The organism is SAR202 cluster bacterium (assembly GCA_016872355.1).
Classification (GTDB): Bacteria; Chloroflexota; Dehalococcoidia; order Lucifugimonadales; family VGZY01; genus VGZY01.
On the sequence record VGZY01000048.1, the window covers coordinates 1 to 23,338 of the forward strand.

General features: G+C 63.7%; 23 protein-coding genes. 8 read left to right on the forward strand and 15 right to left on the reverse strand.

Translation table 11 applies throughout. The features are described from left to right. Nucleotides 1-474 precede the first annotated feature (474 nt). The 4 genes from aroF to FJ319_10295 form a co-directional block, all read right to left on the reverse strand. A complete protein-coding gene (gene aroF / locus FJ319_10280) occupies nucleotides 475-1,512 on the reverse strand; it encodes a 3-deoxy-7-phosphoheptulonate synthase (GenBank protein ID MBM3934669.1) in 1,038 nt (345 codons plus the stop codon). A 156-nt stretch (nucleotides 1,513-1,668) separates the two neighbouring features. Further along, nucleotides 1,669-2,043: a chorismate mutase gene (gene aroH / locus FJ319_10285; GenBank protein MBM3934670.1), complete on the reverse strand. Its 375-nt coding sequence runs from the start codon at nucleotides 2,041-2,043 to the stop codon at nucleotides 1,669-1,671. Further along, nucleotides 2,040-2,966, reverse strand: coding sequence for a tryptophan synthase subunit alpha (locus FJ319_10290; protein MBM3934671.1), 927 nt, complete (start codon nucleotides 2,964-2,966; stop codon nucleotides 2,040-2,042). The genes aroH and FJ319_10290 overlap by 4 nt, the downstream gene beginning before the upstream one ends. Then, nucleotides 2,914-3,696: a CPBP family intramembrane metalloprotease gene (locus FJ319_10295; GenBank protein ID MBM3934672.1), complete on the reverse strand. Its 783-nt coding sequence runs from the start codon at nucleotides 3,694-3,696 to the stop codon at nucleotides 2,914-2,916. The genes FJ319_10290 and FJ319_10295 overlap by 53 nt, the downstream gene beginning before the upstream one ends. A 305-nt stretch (nucleotides 3,697-4,001) precedes the next feature. On the opposite strand from FJ319_10295, the gene FJ319_10300 reads away from it, so the two are divergent. From FJ319_10300 to FJ319_10320, 5 genes are all read left to right on the forward strand, one after another. Next, nucleotides 4,002-4,211: a hypothetical protein gene (locus FJ319_10300; GenBank protein MBM3934673.1), complete on the forward strand. Its 210-nt coding sequence runs from the start codon at nucleotides 4,002-4,004 to the stop codon at nucleotides 4,209-4,211. Between the two features lie 385 nt (nucleotides 4,212-4,596). After that, entirely contained in the window at nucleotides 4,597-6,051 is a 1,455-nt protein-coding gene (locus FJ319_10305; protein MBM3934674.1) for a DUF1684 domain-containing protein, read from the forward strand. A 90-nt stretch (nucleotides 6,052-6,141) separates the two neighbouring features. Continuing rightward, the gene (locus tag FJ319_10310; GenBank protein MBM3934675.1) at nucleotides 6,142-6,351 is read left to right on the forward strand and encodes a hypothetical protein; all 210 of its coding nucleotides are present in this window, start codon (nucleotides 6,142-6,144) and stop codon (nucleotides 6,349-6,351) included. A gap of 255 nt (nucleotides 6,352-6,606) precedes the next feature. Beyond that, complete coding sequence (locus FJ319_10315) at nucleotides 6,607-6,837, forward strand: hypothetical protein (GenBank protein MBM3934676.1); 231 nt, start codon at nucleotides 6,607-6,609, stop codon at nucleotides 6,835-6,837. 26 nt (nucleotides 6,838-6,863) lie between these two features. After that, nucleotides 6,864-8,018 (forward strand): FAD-dependent oxidoreductase, encoded by a 1,155-nt coding sequence (locus tag FJ319_10320; GenBank protein ID MBM3934677.1) that lies wholly within the window; start codon nucleotides 6,864-6,866, stop codon nucleotides 8,016-8,018. A gap of 43 nt (nucleotides 8,019-8,061) precedes the next feature. Here FJ319_10320 and FJ319_10325 read toward each other — a convergent pair whose 3' ends face one another. From FJ319_10325 to FJ319_10375, 11 genes are all read right to left on the reverse strand, one after another. Then, entirely contained in the window at nucleotides 8,062-8,442 is a 381-nt protein-coding gene (locus FJ319_10325; protein MBM3934678.1) for a VOC family protein, read from the reverse strand. A 235-nt stretch (nucleotides 8,443-8,677) separates the two neighbouring features. Beyond that, nucleotides 8,678-10,309, reverse strand: coding sequence for an amidohydrolase family protein (locus FJ319_10330; protein ID MBM3934679.1), 1,632 nt, complete (start codon nucleotides 10,307-10,309; stop codon nucleotides 8,678-8,680). 117 nt (nucleotides 10,310-10,426) lie between these two features. Further along, complete coding sequence (gene ubiE, locus FJ319_10335) at nucleotides 10,427-11,158, reverse strand: bifunctional demethylmenaquinone methyltransferase/2-methoxy-6-polyprenyl-1,4-benzoquinol methylase UbiE (protein MBM3934680.1); 732 nt, start codon at nucleotides 11,156-11,158, stop codon at nucleotides 10,427-10,429. An 84-nt stretch (nucleotides 11,159-11,242) separates the two neighbouring features. After that, nucleotides 11,243-11,776, reverse strand: a complete 534-nt coding sequence (locus FJ319_10340; protein MBM3934681.1) for a RidA family protein — start codon at nucleotides 11,774-11,776, stop codon at nucleotides 11,243-11,245. Continuing rightward, nucleotides 11,701-12,870, reverse strand: coding sequence for a Gfo/Idh/MocA family oxidoreductase (locus FJ319_10345; GenBank protein ID MBM3934682.1), 1,170 nt, complete (start codon nucleotides 12,868-12,870; stop codon nucleotides 11,701-11,703). Before FJ319_10345 ends, FJ319_10340 begins: the two co-directional genes overlap by 76 nt. Nucleotides 12,871-13,252: 382 nt before the next feature. Next, the gene (locus FJ319_10350) at nucleotides 13,253-14,722 is read right to left on the reverse strand and encodes a Gfo/Idh/MocA family oxidoreductase (protein MBM3934683.1); all 1,470 of its coding nucleotides are present in this window, start codon (nucleotides 14,720-14,722) and stop codon (nucleotides 13,253-13,255) included. Continuing rightward, nucleotides 14,425-15,252: a TIM barrel protein gene (locus tag FJ319_10355; GenBank protein MBM3934684.1), complete on the reverse strand. Its 828-nt coding sequence runs from the start codon at nucleotides 15,250-15,252 to the stop codon at nucleotides 14,425-14,427. The genes FJ319_10350 and FJ319_10355 overlap by 298 nt, the downstream gene beginning before the upstream one ends. A gap of 83 nt (nucleotides 15,253-15,335) precedes the next feature. Then, nucleotides 15,336-16,496 carry a Gfo/Idh/MocA family oxidoreductase gene (locus FJ319_10360; protein MBM3934685.1) on the reverse strand — a complete coding sequence of 387 codons (1,161 nt, stop codon included), beginning with the start codon at nucleotides 16,494-16,496 and terminating at the stop codon, nucleotides 15,336-15,338. Between the two features lie 58 nt (nucleotides 16,497-16,554). Continuing rightward, nucleotides 16,555-17,712 carry a Gfo/Idh/MocA family oxidoreductase gene (locus tag FJ319_10365; protein ID MBM3934686.1) on the reverse strand — a complete coding sequence of 386 codons (1,158 nt, stop codon included), beginning with the start codon at nucleotides 17,710-17,712 and terminating at the stop codon, nucleotides 16,555-16,557. A gap of 24 nt (nucleotides 17,713-17,736) precedes the next feature. Beyond that, the gene (locus FJ319_10370) at nucleotides 17,737-18,924 is read right to left on the reverse strand and encodes a Gfo/Idh/MocA family oxidoreductase (GenBank protein MBM3934687.1); all 1,188 of its coding nucleotides are present in this window, start codon (nucleotides 18,922-18,924) and stop codon (nucleotides 17,737-17,739) included. 198 nt (nucleotides 18,925-19,122) lie between these two features. Further along, the gene (locus FJ319_10375; protein MBM3934688.1) at nucleotides 19,123-20,295 is read right to left on the reverse strand and encodes a Gfo/Idh/MocA family oxidoreductase; all 1,173 of its coding nucleotides are present in this window, start codon (nucleotides 20,293-20,295) and stop codon (nucleotides 19,123-19,125) included. Nucleotides 20,296-20,478: 183 nt separating this feature from the next. On the opposite strand from FJ319_10375, the gene FJ319_10380 reads away from it, so the two are divergent. The 3 genes from FJ319_10380 to FJ319_10390 all read left to right on the forward strand — a co-directional run bounded on the left by FJ319_10380 (nucleotide 20,479) and on the right by FJ319_10390 (nucleotide 23,335). Continuing rightward, nucleotides 20,479-20,802, forward strand: a complete 324-nt coding sequence (locus tag FJ319_10380) for a hypothetical protein (GenBank protein ID MBM3934689.1) — start codon at nucleotides 20,479-20,481, stop codon at nucleotides 20,800-20,802. A 36-nt stretch (nucleotides 20,803-20,838) separates the two neighbouring features. Then, nucleotides 20,839-21,966: an exo-alpha-sialidase gene (locus FJ319_10385; GenBank protein MBM3934690.1), complete on the forward strand. Its 1,128-nt coding sequence runs from the start codon at nucleotides 20,839-20,841 to the stop codon at nucleotides 21,964-21,966. A gap of 325 nt (nucleotides 21,967-22,291) precedes the next feature. Beyond that, nucleotides 22,292-23,335: a hypothetical protein gene (locus tag FJ319_10390; protein MBM3934691.1), complete on the forward strand. Its 1,044-nt coding sequence runs from the start codon at nucleotides 22,292-22,294 to the stop codon at nucleotides 23,333-23,335. The last annotated feature ends 3 nt before the right edge of the window (nucleotides 23,336-23,338 follow it).

Here is a 23,338-nt window from a genome sequence, read left to right on the forward strand (position 1 = left end):
CGGACTATGTGACCCTGTACTTCGAAGACGGGACGGACAACCTCTACCACCCTGGCAACAAGTCCAAGAAGTACCGCAGCGTCAGCTTCATAGACCCTGCCTACTGGAACGCTGTAATGGGCCAGTAGCGCGGGGGACTGTAGTTACGCGAGCAGCGCAGCCCCGAGGGGTACCCTCGGGGCTGCGCCTTTCATCCAAAATCGGCACCGTTGTGATAGAGTTCTACCGCCGACTAGGGTACTCGGTAGAAGAGAGGGTGAGCATGGGCAAGCGGCTTGTGAAGGACTGAGTCCACGCAGGTAATGCGCCTGAGATACCCGCCGATGTGAGGACACGAGGTACCGTCGTAGAGACGACCCTCCGGGGCGTCTCTGGCGTTGCGAGAACCTGTCATTCCCGGAACGGCAGGGAACGGCGTTTGCGTGGCCCGTAACGCCGCGGTGGTGACCACGGAGACGCCCCAGCGGGGCGTCTCTACGAGTGGGGCGAAATCTTCGCCGCGCCGGCCAGCGCGGCGCGCACTGCGGCCACCTGCGCCATGAGCCGCGCGAAATTCTCGAAGATGAGCGATTGCGGTCCGTCCGACTTCGCAGTGTCCGGGCTGGGATGCACCTCGATAATCAGGCCGTCGCAGCCCGCGGCCGCCGAGGCGTTCGCGAGGGGAGGGACGAGGTACCACTTGCCGGTGCCGTGCGAGGGGTCGGAGACGATGGGCAGCTGGCTGAGCTTGCGGATGACGGGAATGGCGTTGATGTCCATCGTGTTGCGGGTGTAGGTCTCGAAGGTGCGGATGCCGCGCTCGCACAGGATGACGCTCTTGTTGCCCCCGGCCATTACGTACTCCGCCGCCAGCAGCCAGTCCTCGTACGTCGCCGCGAAGCCGCGCTTCACCATCACCGGCTTGTCCACCTTGCCAACTTCATCCAGCAAGTTGAAGTTCTGCATGTTGCGCGCGCCGATCTGCAGCACATCCGCGTACCGGTAGACCGTCTCCACGTCCCGCACGGACATGACATCCGTGATGACCGGCAGCCCCGTTTCTGCGCTTGCCGCGCTGAGGATTTTAAGGCCGTCTTCTCCCATCCCGCGGAAGCTGTACGGCGAGGTACGGGGCTTGTAGGCGCCCCCACGGAGCACCTTCGCCCCGGCCGCCTTCACCGCCTTCGCCGTCGCCAGCACCTGGTCGTCGGACTCCACGACGCACGGGCCGGCGAATACCGCGAAGTGGGCCGCGCCTATCTTCACGCCCGCCTTGCCGATAGAGACCACCGTGCTGTCCGGGTGGAACTCTCGACTCGCCAGCTTGTACGGCTTAGATACGCGCACCACCTCCGCCACTCCGCGCATCAGCTCCAGCTCGCCCTGGAGCTCCACCGTGATCGCGCCGATCACGCCCACGATCCTGCGCTCCACCCCCTGCACAACCTGCGCCCGCAGCCCCCTGTCGACTATGTGCCTGCGCACGGCCTCGATTTCGGTGTCGGTGCTGTTGGCGGACATGATGACGATCATGAAATGCGCTCCTCGGCCCGGCGAAATGGGGGCCTTAGCCGCGAGGGGATTACGATGTAGGGGGCGCACAGCAGTGCGCCCGTCCTCGGAAACAGCAATCGCAATCGTGGGCAGGCAATGGGTGCCCCGAAATATCGGGGCACCCCTACAAGACCGTCACTTCGCCTGCTCTGTGCCGCGGCTGCGGAGGTGCTTTGCGCCCTTGAGGTACTGGAACTTCAGGTCCTGCGGCCGCTTTTCCGTGTTCAGGTGAATCAGCACCCTTATACACATCGGCGTCGCGTCCGGCACCACCATCTCGTGGCCGCACATCAGCGCCACGTACTGCCACCCCATGAGACGCGCCGCCACCGCGGGGAACTCCGCGGTCAGGTCGGTTGTCGTCGTGAAGAACGCCGAGACCACGTCGTCCACGTGGAAATCGTTCTCACGAATGAGCGCCTCCAGGAGCTCCTTCGTCGCGCTGACGATCGCTTCCTTCGTGTTCGCATCTGCGGTCGTGGCGCCGCGCAGCCCCCGCATCTGCGTCATCGCAGCCCCCTCACGAACTCGCGCGCCGTCTCCGCCGCCTTCCCCGGCGCGGCCTTGCCCACCGCGTCCAGCAGAGCGCTCCCCACCGCCGCTCCATCGGCGAACTTTGCGATCTCCTGCACGTGCTCGCGGCTGGAAACGCCGAACCCAACTATCACCGGTAGCGATGTGTGCTTCTTGATCCTCTTCACCAGGTCGGCCACCCGCGCGCTCACCATCGCCCTTGCGCCGGTGACTCCGGTAACACTCACGCAGTAGATAAAGCCCTTCGCCGGCTTGCAGGCGGCCGCGATGCGCTCGTCCGTGCTCGTCAGCGCCAGCAGGGGGATCAGGTACATGCCGTGCGCGTCGCAGACCTTCTGGAACTGGCCGGCCTCCTCGGTCGGCAGGTCCGGGACAATGAAGCCGTCCGCCCCGGCCGATGTGGCGTCGCGCACGGCGTTCTCAAGGCCGTAGGAGAGCAGGGGATTGTAGTATCCCATCAGGATGAGACCGGCGTCCCGGTTGTGGGCCCGCACCTTGCGCAGGGCATCCAGGCACGTGCGGTAGCTGACCCCTTGCTGGAGCGCTTGGAAGCTCGTCCGCTGTATAGTGGGCCCCTCAGCCAGCGGGTCGCTGAACGGCACGCCGAGCTCTATCACGTCCGCGCCGGCGTCGAGAACGGCCTTCGCAGTCTCGATCGAGGCTTCAACGCTGGGGTAGCCGACGGTGATAAAAGGGGCGAGGGCCGGCCTGCGCGCGACGCGCGCAGCCGCAAGCCTGGTGTCGATTCGGTTGGTCATGGGTGCTGTGCCGGGTGGTCCGATGTGCTTGGTATGAAAAATCGTCACCGGCACCTTACCATGAACGCCACGGAATTTAAAGAGCGGGCTACCTCGCCTCCGCCGCCGTGAGCGCCAGCACAATGAGGTTCTGCGCCGCATGCGCGAAGAACGGCGGCCATATCGACCCCGTGCGCAGGTACAGCCAGGCAAGTAAGAGCCCGCTGGTAAAGATCGGCACAAACGCAAGGGGGTTCAAGTGACTGAGCGCGAAGATGGCGGAGGCCACCAGGGACCCGCGCACTGCGCCCATCGTCTTCACCATCGCCGCGAGCATGAAGCCCCGGTAAAAGACCTCCTCCGCCATTGGCCCCAGGAAGCCGATCGCAATGCTGTTCGCCACCCTGACCACTCCGTCCTCGGCCACCACCACCGGAGCAGCCGAAGGCGCCCACCGCTCCAGCCCCAGCACCTCTACGACGGTGGAGTATGCCATGTTGATCGCTATCCCCGTCCCGAGAGCCGCCCAGAGCAGCAGCCACACCCACCGCACCGTTAGGCCCACGGGCCCCACCCGAAAAGCGACAGGCTCGCCGGCCGGGACCCTGAAGCCGAGGGAGCCCGCGCCCGAACGGTAGCGCATCGGCCCCAGCGCCAGCGCCACGACAAGCATCGTCGCCTGCAGGATAAGCAGTTGGAGCGTCGTCGCCATGCCCCCGCTCAGCGCCGCGGCGCTGCCGAGCGAAAGCAGCACGGTCACGGCCGCGGCCACGCTGACCACTGCGACGAGCGCAAGACCTGCCAGCGTGTCCCTGACGCGCCACGGGACCCGCGGCGCGGCTATTGCCTGCCCCGAGGCGACTGTCGGCAGCGGCTCGTATACTGCGGTCATAGGCCCGTCCCGGAGGAAATACTCCTCCGAATCTAGCAACCTTCCACCCTGCCGCCAATCCAAAACGGGCCTGTTGTTCGTAGTCGTTATGTATCACCATTGCGGCCGCGGGCTGACTAGTCTGCGTTCGCTCTGGGTATGGGCACCCAATCGAAGCTGGTGGCAGCACCATGCGCCATATGAGTGTGAACGCCATACAAAACACTCGCTACCATGATTAATTCTTCACATTTACCTTCGATAATATTGACTCATCAAGAGGATTGAACGGTCCGGAGAGTCCGGACAGATACAGGAGGACTGGGATGATTTACTACAACGCATGCAAAAGATGCCAGGGCGACCTTCATCTGAAGGTGGACCTCGAAGGCGCGTACGCAGCGTGCCTGGCGTGCGGCAACGTGGAGTACCCGCTCATGTCGGCTGCTCCGAAGCGCAGGGCCTGGCAGGAGACCCCGCCCGGCCGGCCTTCAAAGGCTGCCGTAGCCGAACGCGAGCTCGTGGCACAGGCATGAAATCAATGACACCGCGCGAGGCCATACAGGGCCCCGGCGATGCCGGGGCCCTGCTGTTTTTTCCGGCGACGGAACCGCGATAATGGCGCTATGCGTCTAATCAGTGACGCGCTTGGGCGTGGGGATTGCCTTGGTACGGGTGATGCTCCCCTCTTCGGGCGCCCCGATTCATCGGTGCGCCCGGTGCCTGCCAACGATCGCAGCCGTGTTAACAACATAACAAGCGGAGGCTCCCCTCTTCGTAGGGGCGCACCGATGTGCGCCCGTTCCCTGCCTACGAGTACGGTTGCTGTTACCAAGGACGGGCGCACTGCTGTGCGCCCCTACGAAGAAACGGAATCTCCGGTCGTAGCATTCGCCACTATCACGTTCAGGAGTCATCGCCATGTCCGATCTTGCTGAGTTCCGCAAACACAAGGACGACTTCATGAAGCGCTTCCCGGAATCGCCCCTGACCACAGCGCAACGGGCGTCCTTCAAGGGCCTGAACTGCTTCGACGAGGCCCCGTCGCTGAGGTTCGTCCTCCCGGTCCGGACGTTCCCCGCACAGGAGAAGATCGAGATGCAGACGAGCACCGGCGCGGTGCAGGACTACGTCCGCTGGGGCAAAATATCCTTCCCCGTGGACGGTGTTGCCGCCGAGCTAACGCTCTTCCGCGACACGAACGAAGGCGAGCTCTTCCTCCCCTTCGCGGATGCCACCAGCGGCAAGGAGACGTACGGCGCGGGACGGCACCTGGAGGTCCACACGCAGGACGACGGCCGCGTCCTCGTGGACTTCAACTACGCGTACAACCCATACTGCGCCTACAACGAGCGCTGGAGGTCCCCCTTGCTGCACGGCGGGCTTGAGCTCTACAACGTGGCCGACATCATTCCCCAGGACGGCGGCGGCTTCAAAATTTGCCGCATACCCCTTGAGCTGCGCGAGCGGACCACAGGTCCCACTCGCAACCGCTCCATCGAGGCCACCGGCTGCGAGATCCGCTTCAACCTCAAAAGCGACGAGGCCTCCTTCACCTTCCAGATGGAAGGCAAGTCCGCAGCGATCGAGCTCTGGCACGGCCCTTTCATGGACCGCGACTTCGCCATCATCACAGACCAGCCCACAGTATTCAAAGTCCTGAAGCCCAAGCGCCCCAACCACATCGCAACAATTGCCGGGCGGACTACGTACGCGTACGACATTAACCTCTATCGCATCTTCCTCCCGTGGCGCCCCGCCGTCATCATCCGCGACATCAAGGGCAGCTTCGAGCCGCCGCGCGCGAACCAGGTACCTAGTAGGAGGATACTTACCTACGGATCATCAATCACCCACGGGAACACCAGCATTCGCCCCACAGAGACCTACCCCTGCCGCCTCGGCCGCCTCCTCAGCATGGACGTGATACAGTACGGCTTCGGCGGCGGCAGGCAGGTGGAGCCGGAGCTGGCCGACAACATCGCTGCGCGCGACGACTGGGACATGGCCACGCTGGAGATGGGCATCAACCTCATCCAGACGGACACGGTCAAGCAGTTCGCCGAGAAGGTGGACTACTTCGTCAGCACCGTAAAGAAGGCGCACATGGACAAGTGGGTCTTCTGCATAGACCTCTTCCCGTTCTGGATGGACTTCGACGGCGACATCGCCAAGGCGCGCGCCTACCGCAAGGTCGTCCACGAAACCGTCGCCCGCTTCGCCATGCCGAAGCTCATGCACATAGACGGCCGGAAGCTCCTGCGCGACTACACCGGCCTGACAGGCGACATTGTCCACCTCGCCCCCGCCGGCAATGAAGAGGTCGCTAACAGGCTCGCGCGGGTGATAAAGACGGCAGTGGGCGCATCTCTGTAGGGGCGCTCAGCAGTGCGCCCGCTGCGTTGAGAATCGATAGAGGTTTCACAGGAATCCGAGATCCCTTGTCAGACAAGAGGCGGCCCTGCTTTGAATGTAACTAAAACCAGACCAACGTCTGCCAATCCACTTCGGCTCATCCGCCTGCACCTGGAGCTCAAATGCATCGGCTTCGACTCCGGCGGCCGCCTGGTGCGCATCCCCGGGTCCGACCCGGACGACGTGCCCCGCGTATACGTCGCCCGCCACGGCGATACGTACACCACCTACTACGGCGCGGAGCTGTCGCGATCTGTGTAGGCGGACCTGGCGCGCTTCGCCAGCAATGAGCTTTTTCACGATAACGATGCCGTCCGCGCCCGCCTTGCACGCCAGAAGCCGTGCACAGACGGCCACATCGGCCTCAGCTACACCTTCCCGCGCCTGCCGCTGGCGTCCAAGCAGGCAACGAAGCTCACCGCGGACCACCAGCCGCTCATAGATGCCTTCGAGCCTGGGTGGGACATCCGTGCAAAGACGGCCTACGCGATCATCCAGGACGACAGGATCATCTCGATGTGCCGCTCCAGCCGCGAGAACGCGTCCGCCGCGGAGGCGTGGGTCTTCACCGCGCTCCCGTACCGCAGCCGCGGCTACGGCCGGGAGGTCACCCTCGCCTGGGCGCGCGATGTCCGCAAGCAAGGCAAGACGCCCTTTTACAGCCACAAGCAGAGCAACGAGGCGTCCAGGGGCGTGGCGCTGAGCCTCGGACTGGTGCAATACATCGCAGACGTGGCATACTTCTAGCGCCAAATCACCTCGGAGGGTTCCCCATGGCCAGGACAATAGACGTAGCGATCATCGGCGGCGGCGTTATCGGGTGCTCCATCGCCTATCAGCTGGCGAAGCGCGGCGTCAGGAGCACGGTCTTCGAGAAGGGCCGCTTCGCCGGCGGCGCCAGCGGCGCGACGGCGGGCGTCATCGGCCCACTCTGGTACGTGGACCGCTCCATCCCGCACTACTTCCGCCTCGGCATCCGCAGCTTCGATATGTTCCCGTCGCTCTTCGAGGAGCTCAGGGACGCCGGCGTTGACCCCGAGTACCGCCCCACGGGCATCATGAAAGTCGCGTTCAATGAGCCCATCCTCCGGATCCTGAAGGACAATCTTCCCTGGCAGAGCGAGTGGGGCGCCCACTGGATCGACCGCAAGGAGATGATGGAGCGTGAGCCCCTGCTGAGCGACGCCGCAATCGGCGGCGTCTTCTCCCCGCGCGAGGGCTCCGTGCGCGGCAAGGCGCTCGTGGACTCGCTCGCCCACGCCGCCTCGCAGCTCGGCGCGACGCTCCTTGAAGGCGTAGAGGTGACGGGTCTGGAGATAGACGGCGGAAAGGTCAAGGGGCTACACACCGCCCAGGAGACCTACCACGCCGGCCATACGATCATTGCCGCGGGGCCGTGGAGCGGCATCGCGAAGCGCTGGGTACCGTCGGCCATCCCTGTGCGGCCGGTGAAGGGCCAGCGCATCCTCCTGCGCAAGGTCGGTTTCGTCCCAAAGTCGACGGTGCAGGCGGTCGTCCCGCAGATCAACGGCGACCTGATGGTGGCTGCGACGCGCGAGGAGGGGTTGTTCGACGAGGTGGTGACGGCGGAGGGCGTGGAGATGATGGTCGCCGCGGGCGCGGGCGTCTTCCCGGTGCTGCGCAAGGCGGAGTTCGTCGGCGCGCGGGCGGGCGTGCGGCCGGGCTCTCCGGACGGGGTGCCAATCATCGGCCCTGTGCCGGGCTACGACGGCCTCAGCATCGCCTCCGGCCACGATCACGCCGGCATCATGCTCAGCCCCGGCACGGCCGAGCTAATGGCCAATTACATCTGCGACGGCGATACGAAGGGCGTGGAGCCCTTCCGCCTGGCGCGGTTCACCCAGGGCAAGCAGCCCACCAAGCAGGCAGCCAAGACGCTGTTCACAAACGTCACGCACGACAGGTAGACGGCCGAATAGTGAATTATCGGGCCGGGGCAATCCGGCTGTGTTACTTGCGGACCTCGCTCATAAGCGCCAGGTGGTTGCCGTCCGGGTCCTTCAGGAACGCCATCCATAGCTCATCCGCGTCCGTCCGGTGCACGACGTGCGGCCTGTCGATGAAGCTGACCCCGCGCTCCTGCAGGGCCGCGTAACCGGCCTGGATATCCGGCACTGTGAAGTACAGGATAGACGCCCCCCTGAACTCCGGCTTCTCCGGAATGCTCAGCATCAGCCGCACCCCGTCGCAGTCGAAGAACGCCAGCGTCCCCGCCTGGAACAGGAATTTCATCCCCAGCGTATCGCGGTAGAACTTTATTGACCGCTCAACATCGGTAACGCTAACGGCGATCTGGCCGATTTTGCTGAGGCCGAAGGTGTGGGTTGGCATGGAAAAGCTCCGTTCAATTAGGGTAGTAAGGAGAGGTCGTTCCGATTCCATCGGGACGGGTGAGGGTGGCGGCTGTCCGGCTGTTTGTCCCGGTTCCCTGTATTTTCGTAGGGGCAGGTCCCCGTTCCTGCCCGGCTGTTGGCTCGAGGGTCTTCGCTCTAGGGCCGGTCCCCGCCCCGGGGCAACCATCCATCGCGGCGGACGACAAGTCCCGTTGACCGTGAGAAAGACAACCTCACGGCACGGCCTGGCCCGCCAGGACGCCGGTGACGCGGTCGTTGTCCACGGCCACCTGGCCGTTGACCAGCACGTACGGGATGCCCACCGGGTGCTTGCGGGGGTCGTCGAACGTCGCGGTGTCTATGACACGGTTGGCGTCGAAGATGGTGATGTCCGCGTAGTAGCCCTTCTGAATGCGGCCGCGCTTTGCGATGCCGAAGCGTTGCGCAGGGCGGTCGGTCATGCGGTGGACCATCCCCTCAAGCGTGACCGTAGGGAACTCGCGGCGCAGGCGGCCCAGGAAGCGCGGGAACGCGCCGTAGGAGCGCGGGTGGGGGAACGATCCCGCGGGCGTGATGTCGCTGCACACCATGAAGTCGTCGCGGGCGAGGAGGTCCATCGAGTCCTTGCTCACCTGGCGCCAGAGGCCGTAGCTCATCGGCGGGGCTACGCAGTAGCCCATCGCCAGGTCGTTCTCGTACATGACGTCGCACATCGCCTCGCCCAGTGACACGCCGCGCTCGGCTGCAATTATCGCCAGGCTTATGCCTTCCATGTGCGGCGTTTTGGGCAAGTATGACATGACCACCTGGTCGATCGCGCGCATCGCGGCGGAGAGATAGACACCGGACGAGCCCGGGGTGTTGCCGCGCGGCTGCGATAGCGCCTCCAACTCTGCGACTATCCTCTTGCGCCAGGAAGGGTCCTTGAGGCGAGGCAGGATTGCGTCCGGGCCGCCCTCCTGAGCCTCGCTCGGCAGGAAGCTGATCGGGATTGAGCTGCCTGTGGCGTAAGGGTAGATATCGTGCGTGATGTCCGCGCCGTTTGCTTTGGCTGCGTCAATGTCCGCCATGAGCTCGCCGACCCTCCCGGAATTGCCGGGGTTGGTGCGGTAGTGGGCGAAGTGGAGCTTCACACCCGACCGCCGCGCGATCTCCAGCGCCTCCGGCACGCCGCCGCCGCCGAACGCGCGCTCAGGGTTAGGCCGGCGCGGCTCGGTCATGTAGACGACGCCCATCTCCTTCACCAGCTTGCATATCTCCACCAGCTCCTCGGTGCTCGACCACGGCCCGGGGTAGTAGCTTGAGCCGGTGGTGAAGCCGACAGCGCCCTGCTCGATGCTCTCGCTAAGAAGCTTCTTGTAGCGCTTCATGAGGTCGCCCTTGAGCGGCACATCGCGGAAGCCTGCGGCCTCGAGGCGCAGCGTGCCGTTGGGGGCGAGGTAGGCGGTGTTGACGGAGACCTTCTTGTGGTAGTTGGCGCGGAAGGCGGAGACGCTGCTCATGTCGGCGTCCTCCGGCGGGTAGCCCAGGAGGCCGGAGAGCCAGCGGCGGTACATTCGGTAGTTGGCGGGGGACAGGGGAGCGTAGGACATGCCGTCGATGCCGAGGCACTCGGTGGTGATGCCCTGCCGCAGGCCGCAGGCGTGCTGCGGGTTGACGAGGAGGTCTCCCTCGGAGTGCGTGTGCGTGTCGATAAACCCAGGCGACACGATTAACCCGGAGGCGTCCACATACCGCCGCGCCCCGGCAGCCGAAAGGTCGCCGATGGCCTCTATGCGCTCGCCGGTAACCCCCACGTCGGCGCGGTAAGCCTTCTTCCCCGTGCCGTCCACCACCACCCCGTTCAGGATGACGACGTCAAACATGGGACCTCCGAGTTCGCTTCGCTCACGCAGTGAGCAGTGAGCAGTGAGCAGTGAGCAGTGAGCAGTGAGCAGTGAGCCAATGCGAGCTGATACGGCTGTTGGCTGTCAACCCACTGCTCACTGCCCACGGCCCACTGCTGCCTTCTCTCCCGCCAATATCGCCACTGTGCCCATGGCCAGCTTCTTGATGCGCACGTTTTGCAGGCCGGCGTTGCGCATGAGGTCCGCAAGCTCTCGGGCGCTCATGAAGCCCTGGACGGACTCCGGGAGGTAGGTGTAGGCCTCTCGCTCCCCGGCGAAGAGCGCGCCCATCCACGGGGTGACCTTGCGGAAGTAGATGGAGAACAGCTTGCCGAAGATGCCTTCCTTCCGCACGATCTCGAGAATAACCACGCGCCCGCCGGGCCTTATGACGCGCGTCATCTCCAAAAGCGCTTTCGGCACGTCGATGAAGTTGCGGACGCCGAAGCCGACGGTGAGGCAGATGAAGCGGTCGTCGACGAACGGCAGGTTGTGGGCGTCCCCGGCCAGGTAGTTGATCCTGGCGGCGTGGCCCCTCTTTTTCGTCTTCTCGACCGCGAGGGGGAGCATCTCCCAGGTGAAGTCCAGCCCCACGACGCCGGTCACCTGCGGCCTGCGGATAAGGTCGAGGGCGAAGTCCCCCGTGCCGGTCGCGACGTCCAGCGCATCGCCGGACAACGTCCCCACGGCCATCTTCGCAGCCTTGCGTCGCCAGGCGTAGTGGCGGCCCCCGGTCATGACGGTGTTGAGCCGATCGTAGCGGCGCGATATGCGGCCGAACATTGTCGCCACATACCGCGCCCGTGTTTCACCCTTTAGCTGTGCCATGCTCGCTTCGCTCGCGCAGTCGGTAGTCGGCAGTCAGCAGTCGGCCAATCATCAGAGCGGCCGGTTGTTGACAGCTTTGCCGACCTAGTCTAGCACAGCTATGGCTTCTATCTCGACGCAGACGGCGGGGTTGCCCAAGCCGGCGATGCCGATGATCGCGTTTGTGGGGAACTCTTTGCCGAAGAAGTCGGTATAGACCTTCGTCTGCTCGTCGGTGATGGGGATCCACTCGCCGATGTTCGTCACGTACGTCGTAAGCTTGACGATGTCTGACGGCTTGCCGCCCTCTGCCTTCACCATGCGTACGATGCGGTCCAGCACGACGCGGAGCTGGGCCATTGCGGGACCGCCCTGGGCGTCCGAGCGCATCGCGGTGGTGCCGGAGATGTAGAGCGTGTTCCCGGCCCGGACGCCTCGAGCGTAGTTGGGGCCCGAGCCATATATATCCTTAAAGTCCAGTCGCTTCTTCAAAGTCCCATAACTCCAGTTATAGTTTGGCCGCGCCCGATGGGCGCGGCTCCTGGTCTTCAACCAACTACCAACTACTGTCCCTTCACCTGCTGGGCGAGCTGGGCCATGTAGGCCTCGCGGCCCATGATCGTCTTCTTGTAGTGCCAGCGCGACTTCTCAGGGTAGGCCGCGAGCTCCCTGTCTAGTATCGGGAACTTCACCGGGGTGTTGCCCTGCCGGGCGGACTGCCGGAGGGCGATTGCGATCTCCAGCGCGTGGCGCATATCGTCGCCGGTGGACGCGCCGATCGGTTTGCCGTGCTCCAGGTAACCATAGATCTCGTCCACGATGCCCATCATGACCTCGCCGGGGTGCTTCCAGCCCTCGTCGTCGTAACCGCGACCCTCGTCATCGTCCTTCTTGTCCTTGAAGACCCCGTTGAGCTCCTGCAGGTCATCGAACGACTTCGGCGCGGCCCCCGCCGGGGCCTTGAACAGCTTCCAGCCGAGCCCGGTGTTATTTGCGTTGAACAGGATGCCCTTCGTGCCTACGATCTCGATGCCCTTCCAGGCGAGGCCGCGCTGCGGGCGGTAGCCGCTGAAGCATTCTATGCCGTTCTTGAAACGGATGTACCCGCCAAGCCAGCCGTAGCCCTGCTTGCCGTCGCCGTAATCCTCCTCGTAGTCGCTGTTGGCGTCTCCCGAGCACCAGCCGATGACGAAGTCCACGTCCGACTTGTTGGCGAACTTGCGCGCCAGGTTCAGGCCGTGCGTGCCCATCTGGCCGTTCGTCTCGTAAAGGTTGATGCCGACGATCTCGCCGATCTCGCCGCCGGCGGCCATCTGGTAGGCCTTCTGGTAGTCCGGGTGGCTCGATACCACGATGCCGCACACGAGCGGGATACCGCGAGAGGCGCATTCGTTGACCATGCGATCGGCGTCAGACAGCTTGGCCGTGAGCGGCTTCTCGCAGAAGATCGCCTTCACGCCGTGCTTTGCCGCGGCCACCACGGCGTCCGCATTGGGGCGTACCGGCAGCACTGGGACGGCGATGTCCAGCTTCTCCTTCGCGAACATCTCGTCGAAGGTGCTGTAGGCGTTGCACTGGAAGCGGCTCTTGCCGAGCGCAAGGTTCTCCGGGTCGGTGTCCGCGATCGCGACCACCTCGCCCAGCCCCGTCAGCTCAAACGCGCGAATCCTGCTCGTTCCGGCCCTACCGACTCCAATACCGCCGACCTTGTACTTGGCCTTAGTGTTTGGCATAGTGGTTTACCTCTTTTTCTGTTGCTTTCGACTTTGGACTTGAGGCCTGAAAGGCCGGGATGGCTTAGCCCAGGGCACAGCCCTCGAAGGCTTTGCGTAGAGGGCTACGCCCTGGGTCAAGGGTCCAAAATTATCCAAGCCCTGTAAGGGCGTAATACTCTTAGGCTGACCCGGTATCACGGCCCTTCAGGCCTTGGAAGAATACAACTATTTACCCAGGGCGACGTGCCTTCGCAGAGCCTGCGGCACTTTGCCCAGGGCAAAGTCATTTCGCCCCGTTGGGGCTATAAAGAATCTGCCGGAGACCAGGGCTACCTTAGTACGGGTCGCCAGAATCACCTTGCCCTCTTCGGCTGTGGTCCCTGTTTTTCCATACCCCTTCTCAGTCCTTCTTCTGCATGCCGAGCTCGGCCATGTACCTGTCGCGGCCGAAGACGTCCTTCTTGTACTGCCAGCGTGACCTCTCGGGGTACGCCGCGAGGCTGCGGTCTGCGATCGGGAACTTCACGGGCGCATGGCCGCGTTGGGCGGACTCCCACAGGCCTATCGTCATCTCCAGCGCGTAACGCATGTAGTCGCCAGTGGCTGCGCCGATGGGCTTTCCGTGCTCCAGGTTGTCCATCATCTCCTGCACGGTGTGAATCATAACATCCCCGATCTGCCGCCAACCCTCGGCATCGTATGTGACCTCGCGTTCCGTCCGCTCCGAGAAGGCGCCCTTGACCTCCTGCAGGTCCGAGAAAGCCTTCGGCGTCACTCCGGCGGGGGCCTTGAATAGCCGCAGGCCGAGCGAGGAGTTGTTCTGGTTGAAGATCATCCCGCGAGTGCCGATGACCTCGATTCCCCGCCACGGGAGCCCACTCTTTGGCCGGTACCCGCTGAAGCACTCTATCCCGTTCTTGAAGCGGATATAGCCGCCCAGCCAACCATAGCCCTGCTTCCCGTCGCCGTAGTCTCCCTCGTAGTCGCTGTTGGCGTCGCCGGAGCACCAGCCGATCACGAAGTCCACGTCCGGCTTACCGGCAAACTTGCGGGCATGGCTGAGGCCGTGCGTGCCCATCTGGCCGTTGGCCTCGTAGAGATTGATGCGGACGATCTCGCCGATCTCGCCTGACGTCGCCATCGCGTAGGACTTCTGGTAGTCGGGGTGGCTGGAGACGACCGATCCGCACACGAGCGGGATGCCGCGCGATGCGCACTCGTTGACCATGCGGTCGGCGTCCGCCAGCTTTGCCGTGAGCGGCTTCTCGCAGAATACGGCCTTCACACCCGCGCGGGCGGAGGCGACCACCGCGTCGGCGTTGGGCTGGACGGGCAGGACGGGCAGGGCGATGTCTATCCTTTCGTTTGCTAACATCGCCGCCCAGGTGCTGTACCCGGCGCAGTTGAAGCGCTTCTTGCCGAGCGCCAGGTTCTCCGGATCGGTATCGGCCAGCGCGACCACCTGGCACAGCGGATGCAGGTCGAACGCACGGGCGCGCGTCGTCCCGGCCCTGCCGATTCCGATCACTCCTACACGGTACTCGCGGTTGGTTTGAGCATTGCAAGTCCCTCCTAGAGACCCGCCCTGGCGGCGCAGTCGCGGATGTGGTCGGCGGCCATCTTGATGCCCTGGCGGTAGCTCAGGTCCGAGTAGACCTTCTTGTAGCAGATTGAGAAGCCACCGTTGAAATTCACCTTCTTGAGGATGGCGCAGACCCTGTCGTAGTCCACGTACTCCTCGCGGCCGCTGTCGATCTTCCAGATCTTCGTCATGACGTGCGAAGTGTACGGTGCCACCTGCTCCATGAACCCGTAGGCATGCTCGTTCTTGCCGAAGCCCTCCGCTCCAGTGGACTTGTTCGGCCACCATCGTCCCGTGTCCATGATCGCCGTGATGTTCGGCCGGTTGATCTCCTTGAACAGGCGGACCATATCGTCGCCCTTCGGCATACCGGGACCGTGGTTGCACAGGCCCAGCGAGATCGCCTTGGTGGCGGCGTAGTCCGCTACTTCCTGGAAGCCCTTGACGATGCCGTCCCACGCGCGCTGTTGGTCGGGGTCTGAGGGGGACGGCGGGCCGGCGGTCAGGCGGAGCAGGGGAGCGCCGAGCAAGACCGCCATATCCACACCCTGTTTCGATTCATCGATCTTCTTCCGAACCTGCTCAGGCGTGCCGGTGTAGCTGCCGCCGGCGCTGAGCGGGCCCATCGCGAGGCCGTTGCGAGTGGCGAGCAGGCGGAGGTGGCGCAGGTATCCCGGGTCGCTGGATGTGAAGCCCTTTGCAGGGTGGTGGTCAATGTAGTCCAGCCCTATCGAGCCGGCGAACTCCGTAAACTCCATCGGGCTGCTGAACTGCCCGTCGGTATCGTTGACCGTCGCATACACGCCGACTTTTATCACAGTTACCCTCCGGACCGCTCACGTCTCTGATTTCTCTGCCTTCACCGTACCCCGTCCCTTGCACCCTGAACCCCCATTCACCCTCACTTCACCTGCTTCGACAGCGCCTTCATGTAGGCCTCGTGGCCCATGAGCTCTTTCTTGTAGTTCCAGCGGCTGCGCTGGGGGTACATTGTGAGGCTGCGGTCCTCTATTGGGAATTTCACCGGCGTGTTTCCGCGCCGGGCGGACTCCCTCAGACCGATGCAGAGCTCCAGCGCCTGCCGCAGGTCCTCGCCGGTTACCAGCTTCACCGGCTTGCCGGTATCGAGCGCCTCCACGACCGCCTTCGTGCTGTGGATCATGCCGTCGGTCGGCAGCGCCCAGCCGTCCGCGCCGTACTTGAGCCCGCCGTCCTCGTCCTCTCGCTCTATCAGAAGCTCGTTCATATCGGGCACCGGCTGCATGTCATCGAACGACATCGGCTTGTCCTTGCCGGACTTCAGGATGTACAGCTCGCGGGAGGCGACGGAGCTCTTGTAGAGCACACCCTTCGTGCAGACTACCTCGAACGCGCGCCAGCCCGTCTCCTTGAAGGTGCTGAAGCACTCCACGCCGTTCTTGAAGCGGATGTAGCCGCCCAGGCCGCCAAAACCTGGCCTGCCCTGTGGGTCCTGGTCTTCATAGTCGTTGAAAGGGTCGCCGGAGACGAAGCCGGACACCCAGTCCACCTCCGCGCCTGCGAAGTGGCGCGCAAGGTTGGGGCCGTGGCAGCCGCCCTGGGCGTTGTCGTCGTACAGATTGATGCGCACGATCTCGCCGAGCTCGCCGGAGTGGAGCATCTCCTTCGCCTTCCAGTGGTTCCACCGGTTCATCGATACAAGGCCGGAGGCCAGAGGTATGCCCTTTGCCTTGCAGACGGCCACCATCTCGTCGGCATCGGACAGCTTCGCGGTGAAGGGCTTCTCGGTCACAATGGCCCGCACGCCGCCCTTGACCGCGGCCATTACCACCTCGTAGTTGGCGCGGACGGGGAGGGAGGCGACGGCGATGTCTATTTTGTGGTTCTTGAACATCTCTGCCGCTGTGGCGTACCCGGGCGCCTCGAAGCGCTTTCTCGCAAGCTCCAGGTTGGCGGCGTCGGAGTCCGCGACAGCCACGACCTCGCACGGCCCGTGCGTCTCATAAGTGCGCACGCGCCCAGTGCCGGCCCGGCCGATGCCGATGCCGCCGACGGCGTATTTGTAGGATTTCGATTGAGGAATGGTGAGGGGTCCTTTCTTCGGTTGTCTGGGCTGTTAGCTTACTGCTAACTGCTCACTGCTACTTCCTGATATGCGTCTGCATCTGCTCGCGGTACCACTCCGCGCCGTAGACGTCCTTCTTGTAGTGCCAGCGCCACTTTTCCGGGTACATCGCCTGGCTGCGGTCCGCTATCGGCAGCTTTACGGGAACGCTACCATGGCGCGCGGATTCCCGGAGCGCTACAGCGATCTCAAGGGCATGGCGGAGGTCATCGCCGGTGGTGATGTCCAGGTCGGCGGTGCGTTTGTCGATCGCTTCTACAAGCGCGTCGAAGGTCTCCACGACGGGCTCGCCGGGAAGCCGCCAGCCCTCTTCGTCCCACTCATGCTCGGGCGTGCGGGGCTTGAATACGCCGGCGACCTCTACCATCTCCGGATGGTCTCCGCGGTCTTTCGCTTCCGGGGTCTTCAAGAGGCGCAGACCCAGGGAGGTGTTGTTCCAGTTGTAGATCATCCCTTTCTCGCCGATGACCTCAATGCCGCGCCACTTCGGACCCGTCCACGAGCTGAAGCACTCGACGCCGTTCTTGAACTTGATGTAGCCGCCGATGCTGCCGTACCAGGAGGCGTCCTTCTCATAGGCCTCCTCGTAGTCGGAGTGCGGATCGTTCTCGACGATGCCGATGACGTAGTCCACCTCCGACTTGCCGGCGAACTTGCGGACGAGGTTCAGGCCGTGCGTGCCGACCTGGTGGTTCTGCTCGTAGAGGTTGATGCGTAGGACCCTCCCGATCGTGCCGTCCGCCGCCATCCTGTATGCCTTGCGGTAGTCTAAGTGACTGGATATGACGAGGCCCGCCGCCAGGGGTATGCCGCGCTTGCGGCACTCCTCCACCATCGCGTCGGCATCCTTCAGGGTTGCGGCGAGGGGCTTCTCGCAGAAGATTCCCTTGACGCCCGCCCTCGCCGAGGCGATGACCGCGCCGGGGTTTGCCTTTACCGGCAGGACAGGCGCGGAGATATCCAGCGTCTCCTTGGCTAGCATCTCGTCGTAGGTGCTGTAGCCACGGCACTTGAAGCGCTCGCAGAAGAGCTTGAGGTTCTCCGGGTCGGTGTCCGCGACGGCGACGACCTCTGTCCGCGGGTTCAGCTGGAAGCCTCGCGCGTGGTGCGTGCCCTGACGGCCGCCGCCGATTATGCCGACGCGGTAGACCGGATGCTTCTTTGGAGGAATCATGGCGAACTCCTGGCTACGCGGGCGCTACTTCTTGACCGGCCTGATATGCGTCTGCATTGCCTCGCGGTACCACTGCTCGCCGTGGACCTCTTTCTTGTAGAACCAGCGGCTGCGCTGGGGGAGCATGACGATGCTGCGGTCCTTTATGGGCAGCTTGACCGGCGCGTGGCCGTTCCGGGCGGACTCTCGGAGGGCAATGGCGATTTCAAGCGAATGGCGCAGATCGTCGCCGGTCGTCATCCCTAGCGGCTTGCCGGTGTCTATCGCCGCGACCACCTGGTCGATGGAGGTGGTCAATACCGGGCCGGGGTTGCGCCAACCCTCGCCGTCCCAGGTGTTCTCCGGGGTGTCCCGGTACTGGAACGCGCCCTTCACCTCTTCGAGATCGTCCCACGACTTCGGGGGCGCCGCGCTCTTGGCCCTGTACAGGCGGAGCGTGAGCGCGGTGTTGTTGGCGTTGAAGATGACTCCGCATGTGCCGACTACCTCGACGCCCGACCGCCACTGCTGCTTGTTCTCTCCGGGCTGGTAGCCGCTGAAGCACTCGATTCCGTTCTTGAAACGGATGTACCCACCGACGGCGCCGAATCCGGCCTTTCCGTCACCGAAGTCGTCCTCCTGGTCGGCCCTGGCATCGCCGCTGACCCAACCGATGACGAAGTCTACTTCCGACTTGTTGGCGAACTTACGGACGATGTTCAGTCCGTGTGTCCCGACCTGCTTGTTGTTCTCAAAGAGATTGATGCGGACGATCTCGCCTATCTCGCCCGAGGCGGCCATCGCGTAGGCCTTCTGGTAGTCCGGGTGGCTGGAGGCGACGAGCCCCGCGGCGAAGGGGATGTTGCGGGCAGCGCAGGCCTCCACCATCGCGTCGGCGTCCGCCAGCGTGCCGGCAAGCGGCTTCTCGGAGAAGACCGCTCGCACGCCGGCTTTCGCCGAGGCAATTACCGCGCCGGGATTCGCACGGACGGGCAGGTTAGGGGCGGAGATGTCGATCTTCTCGTGCCTGAACATCTCGTCCCACGTCGCATAGCCCTTGCAGCTGAAGCGCTCGCAGAAAAGCTTCAGGTTCTCCGGGTCGGTGTCCGCCACCGCCACAACCTCCGTGCGGGGGTGAAGCTGGTAGGCCCGCGCGTGCACGGTGCCTTGCCTGCCGCCGCCGATGAGGGCGACGCGGTAAACGGGGGCCTTCTTGGGTGGGATCGTCACGATGTTGCCTCCTGAGGAGTCCGTGGACTCCCGTCATTTCAGTAGGGGCGGGTCGGAGACCCGCCCTGGTTGCCAACGCAAGAGATTATCGATGACAGCGGCGAATTGCTACCGGCGGCCGGCCCGGCGTCCAGCGATGGCAGGTCTGAGACCTGCCCCTACCAAGGGCCTCTTTCCCGGCTGTTGACCAACTGCCAACGGCTAACTGCCGACTGCCGGCTGCTCAAACCCCTTCCACTGGTAGTTGATGCCCTTGTAGTACCGTTCGCGGCCCATCTGCTCTTTGCGGGCGTACATCCGGTCCCAGTACGGCATCATGCGCAGGCTGCGGTCCGAGAGCGGTAAGTGTACGGGGGTCATTCCGCTACGGTGCGACTCCCGCAGGCCGATGCCGATCTCCAGCACCTTGCGGCCGTTGTCGCCGCTGGAGCGCGGCTCGATATTCTTGTCCAGCGCGTCCACGAGCGACTGAACGGTGTTGTAGTTGCGGGGGTAGATCGCCCAGCCTTCCTCGTCGTGCTCGCCGGCGCGCGGCCAGATATTGACGTCCAGGAAGCCGGCGGTGATCTTCTCACGGTTCGCCATCCCCACGGCGGCAACCGACTCGCCGCGCCGCTCGGCCGGCAGCCTCCACATCTGTATGCGGTATATATCGCTGTGGAGCGCTCCCTGGGTGCCGAGCACCTCAACGCCGTTCTTCGGATTGGCCGTGCGCGTCATAAAGCACTCTATGCCGTTCGCGAAGCGGATGTACCCGGCCGCGCCCTGGTCATAGTCGCTCCACGGGTCTTTCGCCATCCAGCCGATCACCCAGTCCACGTCGGCGTCGCTTGCGAAGAGCCGCGCAAGGCTCAGGAACTGGCACCCGCCGCCGGAGATCTCCAGCCCGCTGCCATACAGGATGTGGATGGACTTGACCTCGCCGATCGCGCCCTCATCTATGAGCTTCTTCGCATCCCAGTAATTGTGAATGTTACGGTCCATATCGCCCGCCGCGAACTTGATGCCGCGGTCCCGGCACGCCTGCACCATGCGGTCTGCGTCTGCCAGCGAGGCCGCCAGCGGTTTTTCGGACTGGATCCCCTTTACCGATGGGAACCGGGTGCAGCCGACAACGACATCCGGGTTTGCGCTAACCGGCAGGATGGGCGCCGCAATGTCTATCCGTTCTTTGCGGAGCATCTCCTCGTAGTTCGTATAACCAGGGACCTTGAACGCCCTGCAAAAGCGCTCGAGCTGCTCGGGGTCGGGGTCGCAGCCGGCGACAACCTCCGTTGCGGGGTGCGTCTGGTACGTCCTGGCATGTCCGGTGCCCTTACCGCCGCAACCGATCATTCCTACCCGATAGGTCTCCTTGCGCTTCTCTACGGGCATCCCGCTTCCTCCATTCGGCGGGTGGCTGCTTTCCAGACCAAACGCAAATATTTAGAGCCGTTCATACAAACCGTCCCCTGTTATATCACAAACGCCGCGCGCCAAACAGCGGCGAAGTCCGCCCCTCCGGCCTCTGCTATAATTGGGGACTTGTAACAAGCAATGCTGTGAGGGACTGCGCGGATGAGCGATTTTGGACTGGCGGTCAAGGGAGAGACGGGAAGCAAGCGGATAGAGCTGGAGTGCGAGCACCAGAACGCGCTCATTTACGTTGTTCCCAGCGAGACGAGCTGGGTGTGCAAGCCGGAGCTGCTGCACGTGCACGCGCTCGCGGGGTTCTTCAAACAGCTTGCGAAGCTAAACGACCCCGACGTCAAGGAGATCATGCAGCGCTGGGGCGTGTACTACCGCGAGCGGCCGCTGGCCTCGGAAAAGCCGGACGCCCCGCATGGCGGCGCGCCGCAGGTCTCCGACCTTCCCGTACAGAAGAACACCACGTCCGTCTAGTTTCTGAAGTCCACTGAGACCTTCCCCGGAGGTCCCATGCCAAAGCTCAAGCTCCTTTCGGACGGCATCCTTTATCGAAATCCATCGCCCGGACTGAGGGCCGAGTGCGCGTTCCTGCCCAACATCGTTCCCATATCGACTACCGAGGCGATCTGCGTCTACCGCCTCGGCCAGGCCTTCTACTCGGTAGACGGCCGGCTCGCAGTCGTAAGGACTAAGGACGGAGGCAAGACGTGGGAGAAGGACGGGTCCCTCTGGGACCCGCGCAAGGACAAGAAGGAGTACAGCTACACCGCCCCCCATGTGTGGCGCATGAAGGACGGCACGATGGTCCTCGTGGGCTTCCGGGTCGACTACTCCGATCCGGACCTGCCGCAGTTCAACCCCAAGACCGGCGGCGCAAGGGCCTCAGAGAACTTCTTCCAGCGTTCCACCGACAACGGTAAGACGTGGTCGGCCCCGGAGCTCTACGACTCCCCATTCGGCGGCTACGAGAGCTCGCCATCCAGCATCATTGAGCTGAACGACGGCACGTGGTGGATGGCGCTCGAGGAGTGGAAGCACTGGGACGATACCGGCCCGCTGCACATCAAGGGCTACTACGTGCTTTCAAAGGACAAGGGCAAGACATGGTCGAAGCCGGTCGCATTCCCCAGCGCGGCGTCAAAGGACACCATGTACTCGCACACGCGCTATACGAAGATGCTGGACGGCCGCGTCGCCGGGCTACAGTGGACGCAGGAAGTCGGAACGAATAAGGACAAAGACCTGCACTTGACGATCTCGGACGTCACAGGCACGAAGTGGAGCACGCCCCAGCCGACGGGCATCAAGGCCCAGACGAGCTGGCTGGCGGATATGGGCAACGGCGTGCTTGCCGCTGTCTACACCGATCGCGAAGGGATGAAGCCGGGCATCAACGTCATACTCTCCGCCGATGGCGGCAAGACCTGGGACATGGAAAACAAGGTCATGGTCTGGGACGCCGTCGGCCAGCAGTACCTTGGGGTGGTCCAGAAGCCTTCGTACCCCGCGAGCCACGACAACATCGCGTTCGGCAAGCCGAACGCCGCGCGCATGCCCAACGGGGAGCTCATCGTCTCCTGGTGGTGCACACAGGCATGCGTGACGCACGCGCGCTTCGCCCGCCTGGCTGTGGAGTAAGAGGGGAATTAAGCGCAGAGTGCGCAAAGGACACAAAGTCAAGAAGAGGATGAGTTTTTGAAATATGGGCGTCATTGGACGCCCATATTCTTTTCCTCGCGAGACCGGTGGGTATGAGATGGACAATCCCTATGTTATCTCTGACAATCAATACGTGAATTCTTCGAACTCTTAGCATTGCGCACTCTGCGATTTACTCCCCATGCTTTCATTCCTTGACAGCCTCAAGACAAACGTCCTCCTGGCCGACGGCGGCATAGGCTCATACATATTCTAGCGGACGGGACGCCTCTCCGAGACCAACCATGTCTACGAGGCGCTCAACCTGGACAGCCCGGAGCTTGTCCGCTCCATCCACCTGGACTACCTGCGCGCCGGCGCCCGCTGCATCACCACCAATACTTTTGGGGCTAACCGCGCTCACCTCACATCTCTGGGGCAGGGGGGCCGGGTCGCTGAGATTAGCCGCTCAGGGGCAGAGCTTGCCCGGCAGGCGATCGCCTCCTTCAGGCAGCAGTCCGGCGACGAGGGCCCTCACTTCGTCCTTGGCTCAGTTGGGCCGACCCCGTCCGGCATCGAGCCATCCGCTGCGGCGAGGGCGATTTACGGCGAGCAGGTCCGAGCTCTGGTAGAGGGCGGGGTGGACGCCCTGCTCCTGGAGACGTTCGATTCCCTCATGCATATCGAGGTAATCCTCGGAGTGCTGGGAGACCTGTCGGAGCGCCCGCCCGCCATCGTTCAGATGACCTTTCACCAGCGCTACCCGGAGCCTGGCTGGCACCACGACCCTGTCGCATTCGTCCAGGCGGTCGCCGCGATGGGCGCGGAGGTAGTCGGCATCAACTGCCTGCCGCCGTGGGACGCCCAGAGCATCATCGAGAAAGTCCATGCCATACCCGAGGCCAAGAGCGGGCAGGTACTCCTTTCAGCCATGCCTAACGCCGGCGGGTTCCAACGCATCGGCCGGCGGTACATGACGCGCGTGAACCCGGAATACATGGGTCGCCTGGCCCCCACCTTCGCAGGCTTCGGCGTGCGCCTCATCGGCGGCTGCTGCGAGGTGCACCCGGAGCACGTCCGCGAGATGAATAGCTATCTTCACAGCAGTCAGCCCCGATGGAATCGGGGTTCAGAGCAACAGTCGGCAGTGAGCGGTCAGCAGGCAGCCCCGATTCAGCCACTGGGGCATCATGCGGGGTCTTCGACAGTCGGCAGTCGGCCGGACGTGCTTGTTCCTCTCCCTCGGGAGACCTTTGCGTTACCTCGGGAGGAGAGGATTTTGGACGAGCCTCTTCAAATTGATGTCATGTTCGGGCGAATTTTTAGCCCCGGCATCCGCCGTCAGGCATGTTTCGAAGCCGGAGCGTAAGCG